This window comes from Paenibacillus paeoniae (assembly GCF_003388735.1).
GTDB classification, from domain to species: Bacteria; Bacillota; Bacilli; order Paenibacillales; family Paenibacillaceae; genus Pristimantibacillus; species Pristimantibacillus paeoniae.
Map to the genome: position 1 here is coordinate 121,174 of NZ_QUBQ01000004.1, position 17,626 is coordinate 138,799.

15 protein-coding genes are annotated in these 17,626 nt (G+C 50.8%); 1 reads left to right on the forward strand and 14 read right to left on the reverse strand.

Annotation, left to right across the window (positions count from 1 at the left end; all coding sequences use genetic code 11):
- Positions 1–91 precede the first annotated feature (91 nt).
- Positions 92–592 carry a hypothetical protein gene (locus DX130_RS18945; RefSeq protein WP_116048049.1) on the reverse strand — a complete coding sequence of 167 codons (501 nt, stop codon included), beginning with the start codon at positions 590–592 and terminating at the stop codon, positions 92–94.
- 169 nt (positions 593–761) lie between these two features.
- On the opposite strand from DX130_RS18945, the gene DX130_RS18950 reads away from it, so the two are divergent.
- Complete coding sequence (locus tag DX130_RS18950) at positions 762–1,721, forward strand: N-acetylglucosamine kinase (protein ID WP_116048050.1); 960 nt, start codon at positions 762–764, stop codon at positions 1,719–1,721.
- Between the two features lie 779 nt (positions 1,722–2,500).
- On the opposite strand, the gene DX130_RS18955 is transcribed toward DX130_RS18950, so the two are convergent.
- The 13 genes from DX130_RS18955 to DX130_RS19020 all read right to left on the reverse strand — a co-directional run bounded on the left by DX130_RS18955 (position 2,501) and on the right by DX130_RS19020 (position 17,607).
- Entirely contained in the window at positions 2,501–3,928 is a 1,428-nt protein-coding gene (locus DX130_RS18955; protein ID WP_420818544.1) for a GntP family permease, read from the reverse strand.
- A 46-nt stretch (positions 3,929–3,974) separates the two neighbouring features.
- Entirely contained in the window at positions 3,975–5,108 is a 1,134-nt protein-coding gene (locus DX130_RS18960; protein ID WP_116048055.1) for a glycerate kinase family protein, read from the reverse strand.
- Between the two features lie 185 nt (positions 5,109–5,293).
- A complete protein-coding gene (locus DX130_RS18965; protein WP_116048057.1) occupies positions 5,294–6,451 on the reverse strand; it encodes a CdaR family transcriptional regulator in 1,158 nt (385 codons plus the stop codon).
- Positions 6,452–6,685: 234 nt separating this feature from the next.
- Positions 6,686–7,429: a MerR family transcriptional regulator gene (locus DX130_RS18970; protein WP_116048059.1), complete on the reverse strand. Its 744-nt coding sequence runs from the start codon at positions 7,427–7,429 to the stop codon at positions 6,686–6,688.
- 335 nt (positions 7,430–7,764) lie between these two features.
- Entirely contained in the window at positions 7,765–8,121 is a 357-nt protein-coding gene (locus DX130_RS18975; protein WP_206098856.1) for a hypothetical protein, read from the reverse strand.
- Between the two features lie 243 nt (positions 8,122–8,364).
- Positions 8,365–9,534, reverse strand: coding sequence for a glycosyltransferase family 4 protein (locus DX130_RS18980; RefSeq protein ID WP_116048061.1), 1,170 nt, complete (start codon positions 9,532–9,534; stop codon positions 8,365–8,367).
- Positions 9,531–11,489, reverse strand: a complete 1,959-nt coding sequence (locus tag DX130_RS26725; RefSeq protein WP_206098857.1) for a CotS family spore coat protein — start codon at positions 11,487–11,489, stop codon at positions 9,531–9,533. Before DX130_RS26725 ends, DX130_RS18980 begins: the two co-directional genes overlap by 4 nt.
- A gap of 190 nt (positions 11,490–11,679) precedes the next feature.
- Entirely contained in the window at positions 11,680–13,590 is a 1,911-nt protein-coding gene (locus tag DX130_RS18995) for a beta-N-acetylhexosaminidase (protein WP_116048062.1), read from the reverse strand.
- 125 nt (positions 13,591–13,715) lie between these two features.
- Positions 13,716–14,267 carry a chromate efflux transporter ChrA gene (locus tag DX130_RS19000; RefSeq protein ID WP_116048064.1) on the reverse strand — a complete coding sequence of 184 codons (552 nt, stop codon included), beginning with the start codon at positions 14,265–14,267 and terminating at the stop codon, positions 13,716–13,718.
- Complete coding sequence (locus DX130_RS19005; RefSeq protein WP_116048066.1) at positions 14,254–14,907, reverse strand: chromate efflux transporter ChrB; 654 nt, start codon at positions 14,905–14,907, stop codon at positions 14,254–14,256. Before DX130_RS19005 ends, DX130_RS19000 begins: the two co-directional genes overlap by 14 nt.
- A 5-nt stretch (positions 14,908–14,912) precedes the next feature.
- Positions 14,913–15,395, reverse strand: coding sequence for a chromate efflux transcriptional regulator ChrS (locus tag DX130_RS19010; protein WP_116048067.1), 483 nt, complete (start codon positions 15,393–15,395; stop codon positions 14,913–14,915).
- A 291-nt stretch (positions 15,396–15,686) separates the two neighbouring features.
- Positions 15,687–17,048: an SH3 domain-containing protein gene (locus tag DX130_RS19015; protein WP_116048070.1), complete on the reverse strand. Its 1,362-nt coding sequence runs from the start codon at positions 17,046–17,048 to the stop codon at positions 15,687–15,689.
- Positions 17,041–17,607, reverse strand: a complete 567-nt coding sequence (locus DX130_RS19020; RefSeq protein ID WP_240644589.1) for an RNA polymerase sigma factor — start codon at positions 17,605–17,607, stop codon at positions 17,041–17,043. Before DX130_RS19020 ends, DX130_RS19015 begins: the two co-directional genes overlap by 8 nt.
- Positions 17,608–17,626: the final 19 nt, after the last annotated feature.

The following is a 17,626-nucleotide window of genomic DNA, read 5'->3' on the forward strand; positions in this document are numbered from 1 at the left end:
CCCTCCTGCTTCCCTTTTTCATATAGACGTTTCTTACTAGAAAATGGTTACAATAAACCTTAGGCAGACAGCACTGGAAATCAACGGACAGCTACCATATCCTTGGTTTAAGAGGCCTGCTCCATTCTTTTTCAATGATCAATCGTCCATTTTCCTCAACTAGTTTCACTTGCCCTTGATACTCATGCTCACCCAGCAGCTCGCCCGCTTCATCTTTAATACGTACCGGTATCCGGTATTCGTAATCGAATCTATCACTTTCCGCTTCCATTGACTTCAATTCAACTTCGCCAAGCTCGATATTCCGCTGATGTTCTGCAGCGAGGATTAAAACCATCATATCGTTTGTGCGACGCGCCTCGAAACCTGCTTTGGAGAAATAAGGTTTGATTCTGTTTATCTGATCGATGACAAAGGAATCCTCTTGGATGTCCAATTCTCTATAATCCTTCACTTCCATCAGAGTCTTACTGTATTCCGTAATAAGCTCCTTAGCCTTGGCGTCCTTTTCCTCTGCGGAAGGGCCCGAGCAGGCTACCAATAGCAGGGATATTGCGATCAAGATGGACAGCATTCGTTGCATTTTGTTCATCAGAAATACCTCCTCAAGACGGACAACGCTCCTGTGCGATCCCCATTCATTTCTTGGTTGAACCGATATGGACGATCATCCAAATTATGCTATGATTACCCTATATTAAAAATTGGAGAAGATGCGAGATTCATCATTCGCACCATTCAAGGGAGGTTCATTGCTGCATATGACTACACCTGTTGTTATTGGCATTGACGGAGGCGGCTCGCATACCCGTGTATTGGTATGTGATCTGGAAGGACGTCAATTAGCCTATCTGAACAATCCTTGCGCTGCATCCATATATAAGGATTCTAACGCTGTTCATAACGTTCGAAACAGCATCGCAGGTGCGCTGGAGATTGCAGGTGTACGTCCCGAAGACGTACGCTGTGTCGCCGCAGGCATCGCCGGCTATGATAAACCGGAGGACCTAGCTTGGGTATCCGAGCTGACCGCGCTTCCCGGACTGCACTGCCGCAAGCTGCATGTGAATGATGCCGTTGCAGCACACGCTGGAGCATTGAGGGCCAAGCCGGGTATCGTCGCCATCTCCGGCACCGGGTCTATCATTTTGGGAATTAACGAATTGCAGGAGCAAATCCGCAACTATGACTTTCACCATTATTCGTTCAGCGCAGCGCGCTTTCTTGCTTATGACGCCATCTATGAAGTGCTTGCCGGCCATGCCGGAGCCTCGGATAAAGCGTTGGTTCAATCCATGCTCCGACACTGGGACGCAACCGATCTTCAAAAACTGGCAGTGATCGGACGCCAAGGCTTCCATTCCGACAGCATGGAACGGGATAAGCTGTTCGGACAGTTCGCCCCCATTGTTACCGAAGCAGCAGAAGGCGGCAGCGCAATTGCAATCGCCGTATGCGATCGTGCTGTTCGTCAACTCAAAGTCGGTATTGAAATGATTGGCTCCTTTTTCGAGAGCGACACAGTAGCGGTCGCCTATACCGGCAGTGTCATCAGCAGCGCTTATGTATCCAGGCTGCTGTCTGAGGGACTGACTCAGAGCAGCAATAAGCAGTACTTCCCCGTGAAGTCCGGACTGTCTCCCGTCGCGGGAGCTGTCTTGCTGGCCTATCAGGAACTGGGACTGCCGGCGCCAGAAGATACGCTGCTCGACGTCTCCTAACATCTGCACACGTCATCCTATCTTCTGTTCCGTTCTTGCTCTTTCCTACGCGACATTCATATATTGGTTTCGGTTGCGCACCGTCTGACAAGCGCAAAGAGGCCGAGGGGCAACCCCTCGGCCTCTTACGTATTGCTGACAGCCTGGTGCTGTCGGTTTTTAATTCCGCTGCACCGACTTACATGGAGTGAGCGAGCTCGGTTGCTCCATTTAAGTCGGTCACACCGACTTACTGACACTAGCGGAGCTCGGGTGCCTCATGTAAATCGGTTACACCGACTTACTGCCACTAGCGGAGCTCGCTTGCTCCATTTAGGTCGGTCACACCGACTTATTGCCGCTAGCCAAGCTCGCTTGCTCCATTTAGGTCGGTCACACCGACTTACTGCCGCTAGCCAAGCTCGCTTGCTCCTTTTAGGTCGGTCACACCGACTTACTGACACTAGCGGAGCTCGGTTGCCTCATGTAAGTCGGTTACACCGACTTACTGACACTAGCGGAGCTCGGTTGCCTCATGTAAGTCGGTCACACCGACTTACTGCCACTAGCGGAGCTCGGTTGCTCCATTTAGGTCGGTCACACCGACTTAATGCCACTAACGGAGCTCGGTTGCCTCATGTAAGTCGGTTACACCGACTTATTGCCGCTAGCCATGCTCGCTTGCTCCATTTAGGTCGGTCACACCGACTTACTGACACTGGCCAGGCACCGTTGCCCTATATAAGTCGCTGCACCGACTTATAGACACTAGTAGCACCATTGCTTCGTTAAGTTGCACCTTACAGGAAGATCGCGCCTAGAATACATACGACGATAATACCAGTAATCCCTTGAACTAAAGTAGCCATGGTTTGCGCCTTGTACGCCGTCTTCAAGTTCATGCCGGAGAACTGCGACACTACCCAGAAGTACGAATCATTGACGTGGCTGACCGCCATCGATCCCGCGCCAATCGCCATCACCGTCAAAATTTGTCCAATTGGCACCGAACCCATCATCTCCATCAATCCGAGGGATGGCATCAATGGGTACATAATCGTCGACGTAATGATCAGCGCCGCTGTCGTGCTGCCTTGCGCCGTCTTCAGAATCGCAGCAATGACAAATGCCAGTAGCAGCGCGCCCACTCCTACGAACGCTGTATTGTCCGCAACCATCGACTTCACATAATCGGCAATCGGAGTCGCTTTAATAACCGCTCCGAGCGCTCCCCCAGCGCCTGTAATCATAATGATAATAGCGGCATCGACCAAGCCCGCTCCCATCAGCTTCGTTAGATTCTCCTCATCGCGTTTCGGCAGCAATGTGAAAATTGCCAGCAGCACACCTATGAACAATGCATTGACCGGTGTGCCCAGGAACGTAAGGAGCGTATGGGCGAACCCGCTTACCAGCAGCAGCTGGTTGCCGTCGGCATCTGTCCCAATTGGCAAATTCGCAATGGAAGCCGCAGCCAGCAAAACGATTGGAACGATAATCGGGCCGAACGCAGCCCATGCCGAAGGCAATTTGCCGAACTTCTCCTTATACTCCTCAAATGTCTCAGTTGCTTCCTCTAATGTGGAAGGCAGCTTGCTCGCTACCGTCCGCGCCCAGATATGCCCCGCCAAGGCGACAGGAATTGAGACAATAATGCCAACTACAATGACCCAGAACAAACCTGCAGGACCGATGCCCACATTGGAAGCAGCCGCGATTGGACCCGGTGTCGGCGGGACAAGCGTATGCGTCGCGTACAGACCGGTGGATAAAGCTACGGAAAGAGTAACGACACTGACGCCGGTCCGCTTCGCCAAGGATTTTTTGAGCGATGACAGGATGACGTATCCGGAATCGCAAAATACCGGAAGCGATACAATCCAGCCGATGATTGACATCGCAATAGCAGGATGGCGGTCGCCGAGCAGTCTTAGGACAACCTCGGCCATTTTGATCGCGGCTCCAGTCTTCTCCAGCACTTTTCCGATAATGGTACCGAAAATGATAACAAGTCCAATGCTCGCAATAATACTGCCAAAGCCGGAGGTGATCGTTGAACCGATATCGGCAATAATCGGTGCCGACTGTCCTGACAGCTTGCCAATCAAATTCGTGCCCAGCGCCAAAATGTAAGTTGCTGCTATGATCGACATGAACGGATGTAGCTTCCACTTCGCCGTGGCAAATACGATAAAGATGATACAGGCGAACAATAGACCTACTATAATGGGTCCTAATTGAATCACTTCTGCGCTAAGATTCATATTCATCCTCCTAAACTTTCGTATGAATGATTCGAATCACTTGCTCGGCCGCTTCTTCAAGCAGCGGACCCGTATGAGCCATCGCCTCCTCCAGCGTCATGGGCCGGTTCACGATGCTAAGCACCGCTGACACGCCATGCTCATATAGGGCGTCCACTCCCTCACCCACCGAGCCTGCCAGTATAATAACGGGCACGCCATGAGATTGGGCAATCTTGGCGACACCGTATGGCGTCTTGCCGCTGACAGTTTGAGCATCAACTCGCCCTTCCCCTGTAATCACCAAGTCGGCTCCCTGCATGGACTCCTCCAGACCGACCACACGCGCCACAATGGAGACGCCGGACTCCAGCTTGCCATTCAAGAAGGCGAGAATACCACCCGCCAACCCACCTGCCGCACCCGTGCCGGGAATATGATGAATAGCCGTTCCCAGCGATTGTTCAATAACATCCGCAAAATGCTTCAAGTTCTCATCCAATTGCTTCACCATCTCCGGTGTAGCGCCCTTCTGCGGGCCGAATACAGCCGATGCTCCCTTCGGACCTATAAAGGGATTATCTACATCGCAGGCGATAATGAACTCGCATTCTTTAAGCCTCGAATCCATACCCTCCGTCTGCACGCTATGGAGCTTCGACAACTCTCCGCCACCGAAACCAATCTCTTCTCCATTCGCTCCGAGCAGCTTCGCCCCCAAAGCTTGCAGCATGCCTGCTCCGCCGTCATTGGTCGCGCTTCCGCCAACGGCCAATATCAATTCCCGGCAGCCTTGATCCAGTGCAGCCTTGATTAATTGGCCAAATCCGTACGTTGTCGTTTTCAGCGGATTTCGTTCATGGCTTTCGATCAGATACAAACCGGATGACATGGCCATCTCGATAATACAAGTGGTGCCATTGCCGAGAATGCCGAATCCGGACTGGATGTCTCGTCCCAGCGGATTCAGAACATGTCTCGTAACGAACTTCCCGTTTGTAGCATCGATTAGACATTCCATCGTGCCTTCGCCCCCATCCGCCATCGGCACAATCTTGACAGCGCTTTCAGGGTATGTCCGCCTAATCCCTCTCTCTATAGCCAATCCTGCTTCCTTGGCCGACAAACTTCCCTTGAATGAATCGGGAGCAATCACTATATACATGCCCAAAAACCTCCTTCATGCCGCCAATCGTCCTCGTTCAGTACCCTTAGTATGCTAAGTTTCGTGTATCTGTCATTCATTATAGGAGACTCATGCCAGCTGTAACAATGTTCAAAACGAACAAGAAAGCGCTTTATATAAAGCGCTTTCTTGTGTGGTTATAACAAACTGCCTCGTTTATTTCCTTATCTTTCTGTTCCATCATGAATGCTGTGCAGCATCAACCCAAGTTGAATGCGCATCCCTTGCTGAAATTGCCGCGGGTCCTCTCCCATGAATGTTGCTGCTCGATCAAGCCGGTACAACAGCGTGTTGCGATGAATGCCAAGCACGCCGGCTGTTTCGTTGAGATTCATGTTATTTCGGTAAAAAGCATGCAGCGTCTCCATTAATGCCGGATGTTCAATCAACTCTCCCAGCACGCGAGCAATCAATTGACGCGCCGTTGTCTCCGACACCTCAGCCAGCACCAGCTCCAGTGCCGCGTCCTCAACATGGAAGACAGCCTCCTCTTTATCTGCTTTCTTTGCAATCTCCAGCATACTGACCGTCTCATGAAAAGAGGCGCTAATGAGCGCAATATCCGGGCAAACCCTGCCCACAGCAATGTACGAGGTGTTCCGAAACCAATCAGACAACAGCAGATGCAGCTTGCCCGCAATGTCCATTAACGCGCTTTTGGCATGACGGTTCGTCCTGTATACCGTCGTATCCGCAAGCACCATCCAGCGTCCGCGTCCCAACTGTGCGATAAGTGTTTCCTGCGGGTTGGGAAATAACGCAGCAACGTCCTTGAAGCGGATCTCATAATCGGTTGAATTCTCCAACTGATCCATTTGAATAATCATCAAGACGCGCGGCAAACGCAAGTCCACCCCCAGAAGCTCACCTCTTGTATAGAGTCCGTCCTTGGCTGCCGGATCAATCGCCGCAATGAGCTCTTGCACCAAATACATCTTGGAGCGTTCCTTCATCTCCACCTGTTCCGTCAAATAAGATTGATGGAGCAGCAACTCGGTCATCATGCGCACGGCTCGGCCGAATGGAATCACTTCTGACTCCTGACCGGAAATACCAATCACCCCAACAACCTCCGCATGAAAATAGATCGGCATATTAATTCCCGGCTTGCTTCCAGACCACCTTGAAGCTTGCTCTCTGGTAATCATCACTTCTTCTCCGGTGCGCACAACCTGAACTGCGCCCTCATGAAGCATGCCAATCCGACTGGAGTCGCTCGAGCTAATAATGGTGCCGTGCTTGTCCATCACATTCATATTCAGCTGTGTCAGGTCCCTTGTCTTGTTGACGATCATATCCGCTATCTTCCTCGTTATTCGCATACGGCCTCCGTCTGTTGAAGGATAGAAACATTCAAGCGCAATACCCACCTACATCGTAGTGTCGCCCATCCCAAAAGTAAAGGCCCGGTATGCGCCACGTCGTCTGATCCCAACGCGGCATTCTATAAATCGGAAATTTCTTTGGAGCAAAGCCAGCACGCAGGACGAGACCTTTCGAAAAGAAAAGCAGCAGAAAAGGGATTTCCCTCTCCTGCTGCCTTTGAATTTCAGCAGCTATTTTGGAAGCTGATCGGCATAGATTGCCATGGCATCCCGCATGAATACAGCGAGACCTTCACCGAAATTATCGATGTTTTTCGTAAACCGCTCATCAGCAACATACATTTGTCCAAGGCCCTTGAAAGCTTCAGCCGAATAGCTCCCCATCTGGCTAAGCATACGATACCATTCTCCGATGGCCGCCTGTGCGTCTTCCGAAGCCGGATCGGTGTGACGGAGTTCTGCCAACCTCGCATACAGTCCATTCATATCCTCTTGGAATTTTTCCATTTGTCCGTTCTTCTTCATCTTAGCCACCTTGGCGTTCGACTCGTCGACCGCTTGATCTCCCCAGCGCTCACGCGCCTCCTGCTCGTAGGGATTACTGCTGAAATCAAAGCCTTGAAATGTCTCTTTATGCGACATATGAACCTCTCCCCTCGCATGTTGGATCGTCTTCGCCACGGTCTGAAGCAACGTATCGATGTGCTTCTTCTTCTCCACCAGCATTTCCTCATGAAGCTTAAGCGCCTCCAGCCGGTCGAAGTCCGGGCTTGTGACGATTTCCTTTATTTTTTTCAAAGGAAAGCCAAGCTCGCGAAAAAATAAAATTTGCTGCAATTGCTCCAAATTCTGTTCCGAATAAACCCGGTAGCCGGATTCGGTGAGCTGATCTGGAATAAGCAAGCCGATCTCATCATAATGATGCAGTGTGCGCACACTGACTCCAGCCAGCTTCGCAACTTCTTTTACCTTCATAGCGACTTGCCCCCTTGCAGCCTTTACTTTAAAGTATCACGCAACGTGAGAGTCAATATGTGATTTCATTTATTTTTTCTTTACATTAATCTAGCAAAAACATGCGGTTACCCCGCTTCATCCACCCACGCCAATGATACCTCCCCCTTATACAATATACTAGCTTGAAAATATGAAGCAGACGGAGGGATCCATTCTTGTCCATTCTAAAGCAAGTCAAAAACGTTTTAAAATCAAAAGAAGTCTCACAGCTTGTCATTGAATACGGCAACGGCGACTCGGAAGAATATTCACTCGAAGGCAAAAACGGCAGCGAATCCGCTATTAAAAGCCTGCTAAGCTCCATAAAATGGGGGGATGTAGCCGAGGTACAGTTCGTCCTTGATGAAGAAAACGATGATGATGACGAGGACAATGATGACGACGAGGTATACGTTCGGTCGATCGATGATGACTATGATGACGATGACGACGACGATGATGACGACGACGATGATGACGACGACGATGACGACGACGATGACGACGACGATGACGACGATGACGACGACGATGACGATGATGACGATGACGACGACGATGATGACGACGATGATGACGATGATGACGACGATGATGACGATGATGACGACGATGATGACGACGATGATGACGACGATGATGACGACGATGATGACGACGAGGACTAACACATGGTGCCGAACCCTGCCACTCAGCAGGGTTTTTTGCTTCATACAGTGGTGTTTAAGCTACAATTCTCCGCTTTGGTTGGTGGCCTCGCCGATTACTGCGATACAGAGATTTGGTCTTTCTGACTTAGACCTCTGCTCGGTATTTGCCATGGGCTCATCAGCGGCGGCATTAAATAGCAGACAAATGACCCCTCGCCCAATGCAAGGGGTCATTCCTATCTATACGTGACAATGGAGAGGGACTTATTCGGGTGTAGGATCCTCAATGACCGGTTGCTTATCCCACACCTCCAATATTTGTCCCGCTACGTGGTTCCAGGTGAAATGGTTCTCGACCAGCTTGCGTCCATGCAATCCCATCTCGCGGGCATTGCCGACATTGGACAACATACTGTTCAAATTAGACGCATATTCAGCCGGGTCCTCCGGATTTTGAATAATAATGCCGTTATTGCCACGGATAATCTCTGGATTGCCGCCCCTTGCTGTCGTAATCAGCGGTAATCCTGCTGCCATAGCTTCATAGTGGACACGTGCCAGCGGCTCCTCCCAAATCGACGTACAGACAAATACGTCAGCCGCACAAAACCATTTATGCACATCATGTGCCTGCACATAACCCGTCGTCATAACCTGAATCGGTGATTTCTCCGCCAAAGCACGCAGATAGGCGATATAGTCACTGATTCGGTCATCGCTGTACCAAGCCGCACCCACAATAACGAGTACAGCATCGTTATGACGCAGCTGCGACATCGCTCGGACCAATACGTGAGGGCCCTTGTTCCGCGACAGCCTGCCCACGAACAATATCACTTTTTTATTGCCTAGCTTATGCTCATTGCGAATACTGTCCCGTTCCCTCAGCGCTGCCTGCGACTGTTTCCAAGGAGCGAACTTCGACAGATCAACGCCGGAATAGATCGTTCGAATCTTAGGCTCCGCCTGCGGATAGTCCTTGCAGATCGCCGCGCCGATATAATTGCTGATCGTAACAATCGCCTCGACACGCTCTATGACGGCGTCTCCCTCTTCCTTGTTCAGCTTTAGCGGATTGAACATATCGTTATGCATACTCAGCACGATACGCGCATTCGGCTTTACGGAGGCGACGGGAAGCACCATTTTGGGACGGTTGAAAATATGAATCAGATCAAATTCCTCCGTACTCGCTTCCAAGTAGGGGATTACATTACTCATATAGATGTCGAGCACGCCTTGGGAATCAAACCTCAGATAACGCACGCCGTTCACTGTCTCATCTTCCGACAATTCAGGGTCCGTACGACCAATAATGGTAATCTTGTGACTGCGGGTTAGCAAAGGAACGACGCCACCGATATAAGTTTGAATGGCTCCACCCCGTATATTAGGCACCGGAAGCTTCTCTGTGCATATCAATAATATATTCATGGCGTACTCTCCCTCAACACTTCGCTTCTCCGGTAAGCGAGAATATAGGCTCTGACCTTAGCCTTCTTAAGCGATGTTCTTTGAGCCGCGAACGTCCCTTTGCCGATAGCGCCTTTTTTCGTTTTGGATGGAGATGCTTGAGCTGATTTTTTCTTGCCGGTCGGTTTCACGGGTACCATCAGTTTTCTGGCGGCTCTTCTGGCCGGTTCCGTCCTCAACCTGCGGATGTCTTCTTCTGTCGGCCATTTCACATGCGAACGAGAGACTCGTTCCTGCTTCGCCTCCTGAGGCACCAGCGCCTTCGAAGGTTTCCCTTTAGATGGTTTGGCCAAGACGGGCTTTTCGAATTTTGGAGCTTTCAGTGCTTTCGGAACTTTTACAGCTTTCGGGGCTTTCAGTGCTTTTGGAGCTTTTAGTGCTTTTGGTGCTTTTGGAACTTTTAGTGCTTTTGGTGCTTTTGGTGCTTTTGGAACTTTTAGTGCTTTTGGAACTTTTGTTTTCTTCGGCTTTTCAACTGGCAGTAAGATGAGATTCGGCTCTTCGTATTTGCGTTTCTTCTCTTTCCGTTTCTCTTTCTTCTCACTGCGCAGCTTCTTAGGCTGTTTGCTCGCGAATGGATCCGAGTCGCGCTTCGAACGCTTGCCCTTGCGAACATCTCCCGGCTCTACGCCAGGCATCAGCAAGATGCCCTTGCCATCCGGTCCGACAACCAAGCGGATAATGTTTGCTCCGCCCTTTGCGGCTTCCACCGGACGGGCACCGTCTACGCGGCGTCCCTTCTTGGCGTAATCCCGGTACGTGTACGGCTGACTTGGTGCCGTTACGATCTCCGTGTAGTCGCCTTCCGGATATTTGGACTTATCCTTCTCCAGCTCCCGAAGCACTTCCCATTTGTTCGCCTCGGTCGCGGTAACCCGGTCCAGAATCGGCCCTAATTCCAAATCCATAAATTCAACGGGGCGGAACACGACTTCTTTTACATGCTTGTAAAACTCATTAGGAAACGCCATGTCGATCCATAACAGCTCGAACGTCTCCCGATCAAGCGGATTGGCACGATGATAGGAGTCGATAACGCCGCGAATCCAGGCCAGATCCCAAGCGCCCATATCGTCCATTGTGCTTGTAATAATTTTGCGAAGATCGCGGATGGGGAGGTCGAATGCCACTCCGTCCAGATCGATGACCCAGATGCCTCCCGGACCCATCTGGCCGTTGGACCAGCCATAGTCCTGATGGGCAAGTCCCCAGTGAGGTTCGCCTTTCCGAATCATTTTCTGATAGGCCGACGCCTGGAATTTCTCAAATATTTCTTTTGCCTGATTCTCGAACGTATCCAGAACGGAGGTCAATTGCGGACTTGCCGCCGCGTCCGGATAAGCCTTTGCGATATGTCGGAACCAGCCGATCTTGGTCATGATTTTCTGATACTGGCTCTCCCACTTAAAGATACGAGTAGATTTCCCAGCCTCCAGCGGAGGCACATAGCCCTTCGACCATTTGTGAAATTCTCCGAGTCCATGGCACAGCGTCTGCGCGCCCTCCAGATCAATCTTGGCGACGGGCGTCAGCGTGTCAATCCAGTCGGTTACAATCCACAGTTTCCCCCCGGCTACGACGGAGTTCTTGCCTTCTTTCGTCAGAATAATGCCAGGCACGCGTGCGCCTTGCTTCACCACATACTCCTGTGCGCCTACGCTGAATAAACTTCTTGCAGGCGTACGATGCAGCACCTTCAAGCTGCGGGTCCCATGATTAGTGTCAATGCGCCAGATTGCTCCGCCTTTGTCTGGTTTGGAAGTAATTAGCGTCATGCCTTTAATGTCCATGTTATAGGACTTGCATACTTCATAAGCGAGCTTCTCCAGCTCAGGTGGAACGTATTGCTCTAAGTTCAGACCGGAAGACTCTTCTGCTGTCATGTCGTCCCATGGTACGATTTGATACTGTTCCAACTAGGCAACCTCCACTCTTTTACAATAAATACGAAGTTCTATTATGTATATGTTTACTAGAAATTCATGGATAGGTATACAAGTGGAGATTTACTCGCAGGCGGAACGATTGGGTGGATGCCCGACAAAAAAAATCGCCGGAGCCTGCCCAATGGGCAAGCTGCCAGCGATCTTGATGACGGGGAATAATTCAAAACGGATTTAATACATGGAAAAATACATTCGGCGATGCCATTCGGTAATAATAGCTGCACCAGCCGGCTCCCTTATTGTTGAAACGGTTGGTCGTGCTGTATACCAGACGCTCCTGTTCCAGCTCCTCGACACGGTCAATCCGGCCTTCAACGTAATCGATAAGACGCATGCTTGCCGTATCCAGACGACTAAGTACGCCACCGTAGCGGATATCGATTACTTCCCAGCCGAATACTTTGAACATGCTCAGCCATTGCGCGCGATGGGCAGCCCGAAGCTCCGATACTGCCTGCGAGATTTGCGGCAATGTAATCGTCGCAATCCGCTTCAGCGTCTCTTTGTCGCCTGCATCATACGCACGCTTCAGCTCGATGCCGATCTCGCTCTTCACCTTCAGCACGGCTGCCAGCTTCTGCGGCACCTCGAACAGATAGTCCAGCTCCGCTTCCGGATTGCGTCGCGCTGCAATATTTTGCTCCACGCCAGCGTAGTGCTCGTTCATCGCAAGTCCTTCGATCTGCTTGTCGAACAGGCCTAGAAGTACGTCCTGGTACAGCAGGAACTTCGACGGGTTGCTCTGCTTCTGGTTGTTCGGCTCCGCGCCCGGCGTCTCGTCCAGATACTTCAGTTGCAGATACGTATCCGCATCGATACCCGTACAGAACTTCACGCGCTCCGCCACAACAGCCTCATCCGGCGATCCTTCCGTATAGGCATGCTCCGCATACAGCTGCAGACCTAGGAATGCGATGTATGGATTGCTCTCCATGCCGTCGTCGCCCCACATCGTAGCGTATACTTCATTGATGCCTTCCTTCTTGCACACGGTCAGAGCCGTATCCGTCGCAGGCAGCGACAGGCCGTAGTTAACGCCAAATGTATTAAATACCCATACCGCGCCAGCGAACACCAGATTGTTGCCGAGCGGACGATGTTTTGCGATTAGTGTCTCATAGTCCTGGCTGTCGACATGGTTGTAATCCCAGTACACCATATCTACATCTTTCGGAATGCGCTTCGCCATCTCTTCCGGAATTTGAGTCTCATGGCCGTAGTAGTCTTCGCCGTTCGCCGAAGCCAGCTTCAAGAACATGTCGCTCCACATTAGCGACTTGAGACCAAGACGCCTTGTTACCGCAAGCACTTTGTCCAGATGCTGCGTCATAATATCGAAACGGCTCATATGGCCGTTATGATCCAGGAATTTGCCGCGTCCAAGCTCTTCCGCCTCGTCCATGCCGATATGAATTTTTTTGCTGCGGAATGGGGCTGTGACGCTCTTAATCATATTTTCAACCAGAAGGTCTGTTTTCTCCGATCCAACCAGGAGCGCGCCTTTGGTGTCCTTGTATTCCTTCACTGGCTCCCACTTCAGGAATTCTTCCAGATGTGCGAGCGTCTGGATGCTCGGGAACGCTTCAATACCGAACTGATCTGCGTAATCGTCAATCTCCTTCAGCTCAGCAGCGGAATAACGGCCGCGCATGTAGCCGAAGTAAGATTCGCCTTCGATCTCATACGTATCTTCCATATACAGCATGACCGTATTGAGTCCCATGAGCGCCATCTTGCGGAGCATGAATTTGAAGGCCCCTACAGTCAAGACACCGTTGCGGGACAGGTCGAACATAGGCCCGATGGTATCGAATTGCTGGGTTTCGTTCAGCTCGAATGACTCGCCCGCGCTCCCCTTCTGCAACAGCAAGCCAAGTCCGCGGAAAAATTGATGCTTCGCCGCATAACGAATATAGGCTTTATCTCCTTGCAAACCTACCTGTAGTTCCTTCTCAGAAGGCTCGACGGATACGACAATACCGCCTTCCGCTTCCGTCACACCCAGATCCTTCAGCAACAGCTCGATGCCGGATCGTAGCTCTGCTGTATTGCCCTGAAATTGCAATTTCATCTAAGATACCTCCTAAGAGTGATTGAATCGTTCATATATGTGTATTTTACATCAAATTGAATGATCGAATCCATCATGAAAAAGTGACAAAAAAAGACGGTGACTATAAAACTGTCACCGTTCCGTTACATATTCAAATGAGGAATAATAAAGCCGCCGTAAGCGAATGCCGCAACAATGACCAACGCGGGATGAATTTTCCGTATTTGCATAGCCCAGAATGCAACCGCTGCGATGATAAGCGACTGGACCCATCCGATCGAATCGATGGCGCTCTCTCCCATCTGCCAGGTTAGAACCAGCATAAGAACGGCGATGACCGGCTGAATCAGGAGCGTCATCCCTTTAACGACGGGCGATTGGCGGTATTTGCGCAGCACATTGAGCAAAATAATAAGCGCCACAGCAGAAGGCACAACCGTAGCCGCCAATGCGACGATCAATCCGATCCAGCCACCTGCGTCATAGCCGACAAAGGCGGCCATTTTCGTCGCAATTGGCCCTGGCAGCGCGTTGCCAAGCGCCAAAATGTTCGAGAATTCCGCTGGAGACGTCCAAGCGTAATTCGTCACGACCTCTTGATACAGGAGCGGAATCGACGCCGGTCCTCCACCATACCCAAGCACATTGGCCATAAAGAAGCCAAGCAGCAGACGCCACCACTCAATCCATTCCATGTGTGCCGCCTCCCTTCTCATTCAGACGGGCTTCCTGCTCCCTCTTCTCCCGCCTCGCTTCTCGTCTGCGCGTCCATGTGGCGGACATTCTCATATGGAATGCGCCATAGATCAAGAAGATAAGAATGACGATAGCCGGGTGCAACTGGATGAGCTGCAGCAAAATGAAGGACAGGACAAAAAATGCTCCGCCTGCCCATTTCCCTAACCCTTTGACCGCACGCTCTCCGAATTCATAAGCCATCATTGCCAGCATGACGGCAATGACGGGAATGACGGCGCCAATCATACCCAGAATAAAAGCCGAGCCGCTAAGCCATTGTACCGCGGACAACAGCGCTATCATCGCAATCGTGGAGGGGATAATATGCGCAAGTACGGAGATGATGGCGCCGGCCGTTCCTTTCAGCCGGTAGCCCAGATAAGCAGCCATTTTCGTCGCGATAGGCCCTGGCAGCGCATTGGCCAGGGCTAATATTTCTCCAAACTCGTCGTCATCCATCCATTTGTATTGCTTGACCGCTTCATATCGGATGAGCGGAATGACAGACGGGCCTCCACCATAACCCAATACGCCTGTCTTAATCATTGCCCAGCTTAATTGAATATAGGGATTACCTTCGGTTGTCTTGTCTTCCATAGCAGCTACAACCTCATTCCCATGCGGCTCTTGTAGCGGTTAATAAGCAATTGGCAGTCGACACCCGTAATGCCGGGCAGGACATACAGCTTCTCTCGCATGAAATATTCCATCTCCGCGTTATTGCGGAACAAACCATGCATATGCAGCTTGCTGGGCCCTGTCATATGGTACAAGCTTGTCACATAAGGCTCATCCGCCAGTTGATCGGCTACATCATGAAGATGCTTCGGCTCCACCTCGACATTGAAAAAAGCCGATACGCCGATCCCTATTTTCTCGGGGTTGATAACGGCCGTGAACCGCTCAATCACACCAGCCTCCATCAAGGCGCTCACTCTCGCTTGAACGGCAACCCGGGACAGCCCGATTTCCTTGGCAAGATCCGTGTAGGAGATTCGGCCGTTTCGATTCAGCTCTTTAATAATTTTTCGATCAATCTCATCAATCTCTACAACCTCATTATCATGCTCTCTATTCTCGGTCATGCTGCCTCTCTCCCATCTGTCCAACCCTATCTATACAATCATCACTTTAGACATAACGTCATCACAATTCCCAATATACTTACAATATGTATTACTATAATGATTAACGCATTCGTTTTCAATCTTTTTTTCGGGATTAACTTACCTTAAATTTTATCCAGCAGTACATGCAGCTACAGGAATACATACGACTGACGCTACACGGATTCACTTATAGATATGACAAAGAGGGACCACTCCGCCATCGGATGATCCCTCTTCTCCTTCTCTTGATACCTATTCAAACCACAGTTATTGCATAGGCATCCATGCCACTTTCCATATGCCATCCCTGTTTTTAACCAACTGGAAGCCTCTCGTATCTTTCTCTTCTTCCCGATGAGTCATATGGATTACCGCCTGGTCGCCATTGATCTCTTCATAAAGCTGATCGTGTTCTCTCCATGCCGCCCATTGCTGCTTGGAACGATTCCGGCCTTCCTCATCCTTGGATAAGTCGCCAAGATAGCTCTCATAGCTTGGCAACTCATACCCATCATCCTTCATAAATAGGCCATAGACCGTCTCGAAATCTTCCGCTTCAGAAGCTTTTACATAGTATTTGAAGACCTCTAGCGGTACAAGAGCGCGCAGCTGTTCCTCGTCCCTGTTCTTCGCATATTCGCGATAGCGGTCTTCCTCATCCTGCGATATAAAGGACCACGTCTCCCACGGTGCAGGCAGGAACGGATTCGGCATAAAATCCTCGGCACGGATGTATCCGGTAAACCCGCCCGGCGCGCCAATCCCATACCTCCCGTCCTCAAGTTGCTCGCGGATAAAGATATGACTATATCCTTCAAGTGGGTTCACCTCCCCGTGTTCGCTTCGAACAATGCCTCCTGGCCTTAAGCGGCCTTCCTTCGCCTTGGATGAATTCCACGGCTCAAGCGCTGTTTTTCGAACCCATCTATCGCCCACATAAGACTGATCATAGGTTATGATCTCGATACTGACCCATTCCTCGTATTCCTTTGTCACTCGAGCGGCCTTCCCTGCCTCAAGCTCATAGCCGGACAATTCCGCCTCGTCCGGATACATGCCAAATGTCACAGGCGTCTTGATAAGCATCGTATAAGGATCTACAGAGATAACGGAACGCTCATCCCGATCAGCCGTCAAATACCATTTATACACCCAGCCCTCACGTCCGTTCGCTGCGATTTTCACAAATTCTCCGCTCTGCTCAATCACGTCGTACTGAATACCGGGGATAGCAACGAAAGCAGGGCCAGTCATAGGCATATACTCCGGTGATGTGAAAGCGCCCGCCTCGCCTTTTACATAGCCGATGTTCGACTGCGGAACGGAGCTTTCCGTCGGCGCCTCCGAAGGCATAAACGACTCTATCGTAGGCATAGGACTCGGCCCCGGGCCTGCGAGCTCCGGCCCCAACCAACGGAGGGGGTTCGACTGCGAGAGGATCATGACCATTAGAGCGACTACCATTGCCCCTCCAATTACCATATACCACCGTATGAAGCGGTCTTTTCCTCCAGCAGCATCCCCTTCGGCCTGTCTCACGATTTCGCCCATCTTCTCCTCTGTAAATGTCCTCTCTCGCATCGGCCCTCTCTTCATTCGTTCGTACCACTCTGGTCTAGTATCATTCATAGACTACCCCTCCCTTCCAGATCTCAGCTGCTTTGCGCCGTGCGCGAGACAAGCGAGACTTTACCGTGCCTATGGATAGTCCCGTAATATCGGCGATCTCCTTCAAGCTCAGCTCATATCTTGCATCGAGGATAAGTACCTCGCGATACTTGGCCGGCAAAGCCATCACCGATTCCCATATCTCGTCTATATATTGGTTAGCAAGTGCTTCCGATTCTGCAGAAGGAGCTTCGCCTGAATGCTTCACGCGCCCCATCAATGTAACTTTGCGAAGAAACGCGGATCTCCTGTAGTTGAATACGCAATTACGCGTAATTGCGAACAACCATGTCCGTACGGATGACTCGCCGCGGAACGTATTGGGACTGCGGTAGATCCTCAAGAATACATCCTGCGTAATATCGTCGGCCCAATCCTGGTGCTTGGTCAGAAAATAAGCATAATTCCACACTTCCTGTCCGTGAACCTGCATCAGTTCGCTTAGATGGTCGGTCGAATACCGATCAACGAACTTCCAATACTGCTGCTCCAATCCCATCACCTCTACCCAATTAGACACACCATACGACGCCAAGGTT

What these genes read in the sequence shown, in the direction of transcription:
- DX130_RS18950 (WP_116048050.1), top strand. Translation starts at nt 762, where the DNA reads ATGACTACACCTGTTGTTATTGGCATTGACGGAGGCGGCTCGCATACC.
- DX130_RS18965 (WP_116048057.1), bottom strand. Translation starts at nt 6,451, where the DNA reads ATGCGAATAACGAGGAAGATAGCGGATATGATCGTCAACAAGACAAGG.
- DX130_RS18945 (WP_116048049.1), bottom strand. Translation starts at nt 592, where the DNA reads ATGAACAAAATGCAACGAATGCTGTCCATCTTGATCGCAATATCCCTG.
- DX130_RS18970 (WP_116048059.1), bottom strand. Translation starts at nt 7,429, where the DNA reads ATGAAGGTAAAAGAAGTTGCGAAGCTGGCTGGAGTCAGTGTGCGCACA.
- DX130_RS18995 (WP_116048062.1), bottom strand. Translation starts at nt 13,590, where the DNA reads ATGAAATTGCAATTTCAGGGCAATACAGCAGAGCTACGATCCGGCATC.
- DX130_RS18980 (WP_116048061.1), bottom strand. Translation starts at nt 9,534, where the DNA reads ATGAATATATTATTGATATGCACAGAGAAGCTTCCGGTGCCTAATATA.
- DX130_RS19000 (WP_116048064.1), bottom strand. Translation starts at nt 14,267, where the DNA reads ATGGAATGGATTGAGTGGTGGCGTCTGCTGCTTGGCTTCTTTATGGCC.
- DX130_RS19015 (WP_116048070.1), bottom strand. Translation starts at nt 17,048, where the DNA reads ATGAATGATACTAGACCAGAGTGGTACGAACGAATGAAGAGAGGGCCG.
- DX130_RS19005 (WP_116048066.1), bottom strand. Translation starts at nt 14,907, where the DNA reads ATGGAAGACAAGACAACCGAAGGTAATCCCTATATTCAATTAAGCTGG.
- DX130_RS19010 (WP_116048067.1), bottom strand. Translation starts at nt 15,395, where the DNA reads ATGACCGAGAATAGAGAGCATGATAATGAGGTTGTAGAGATTGATGAG.
- DX130_RS18960 (WP_116048055.1), bottom strand. Translation starts at nt 5,108, where the DNA reads ATGTATATAGTGATTGCTCCCGATTCATTCAAGGGAAGTTTGTCGGCC.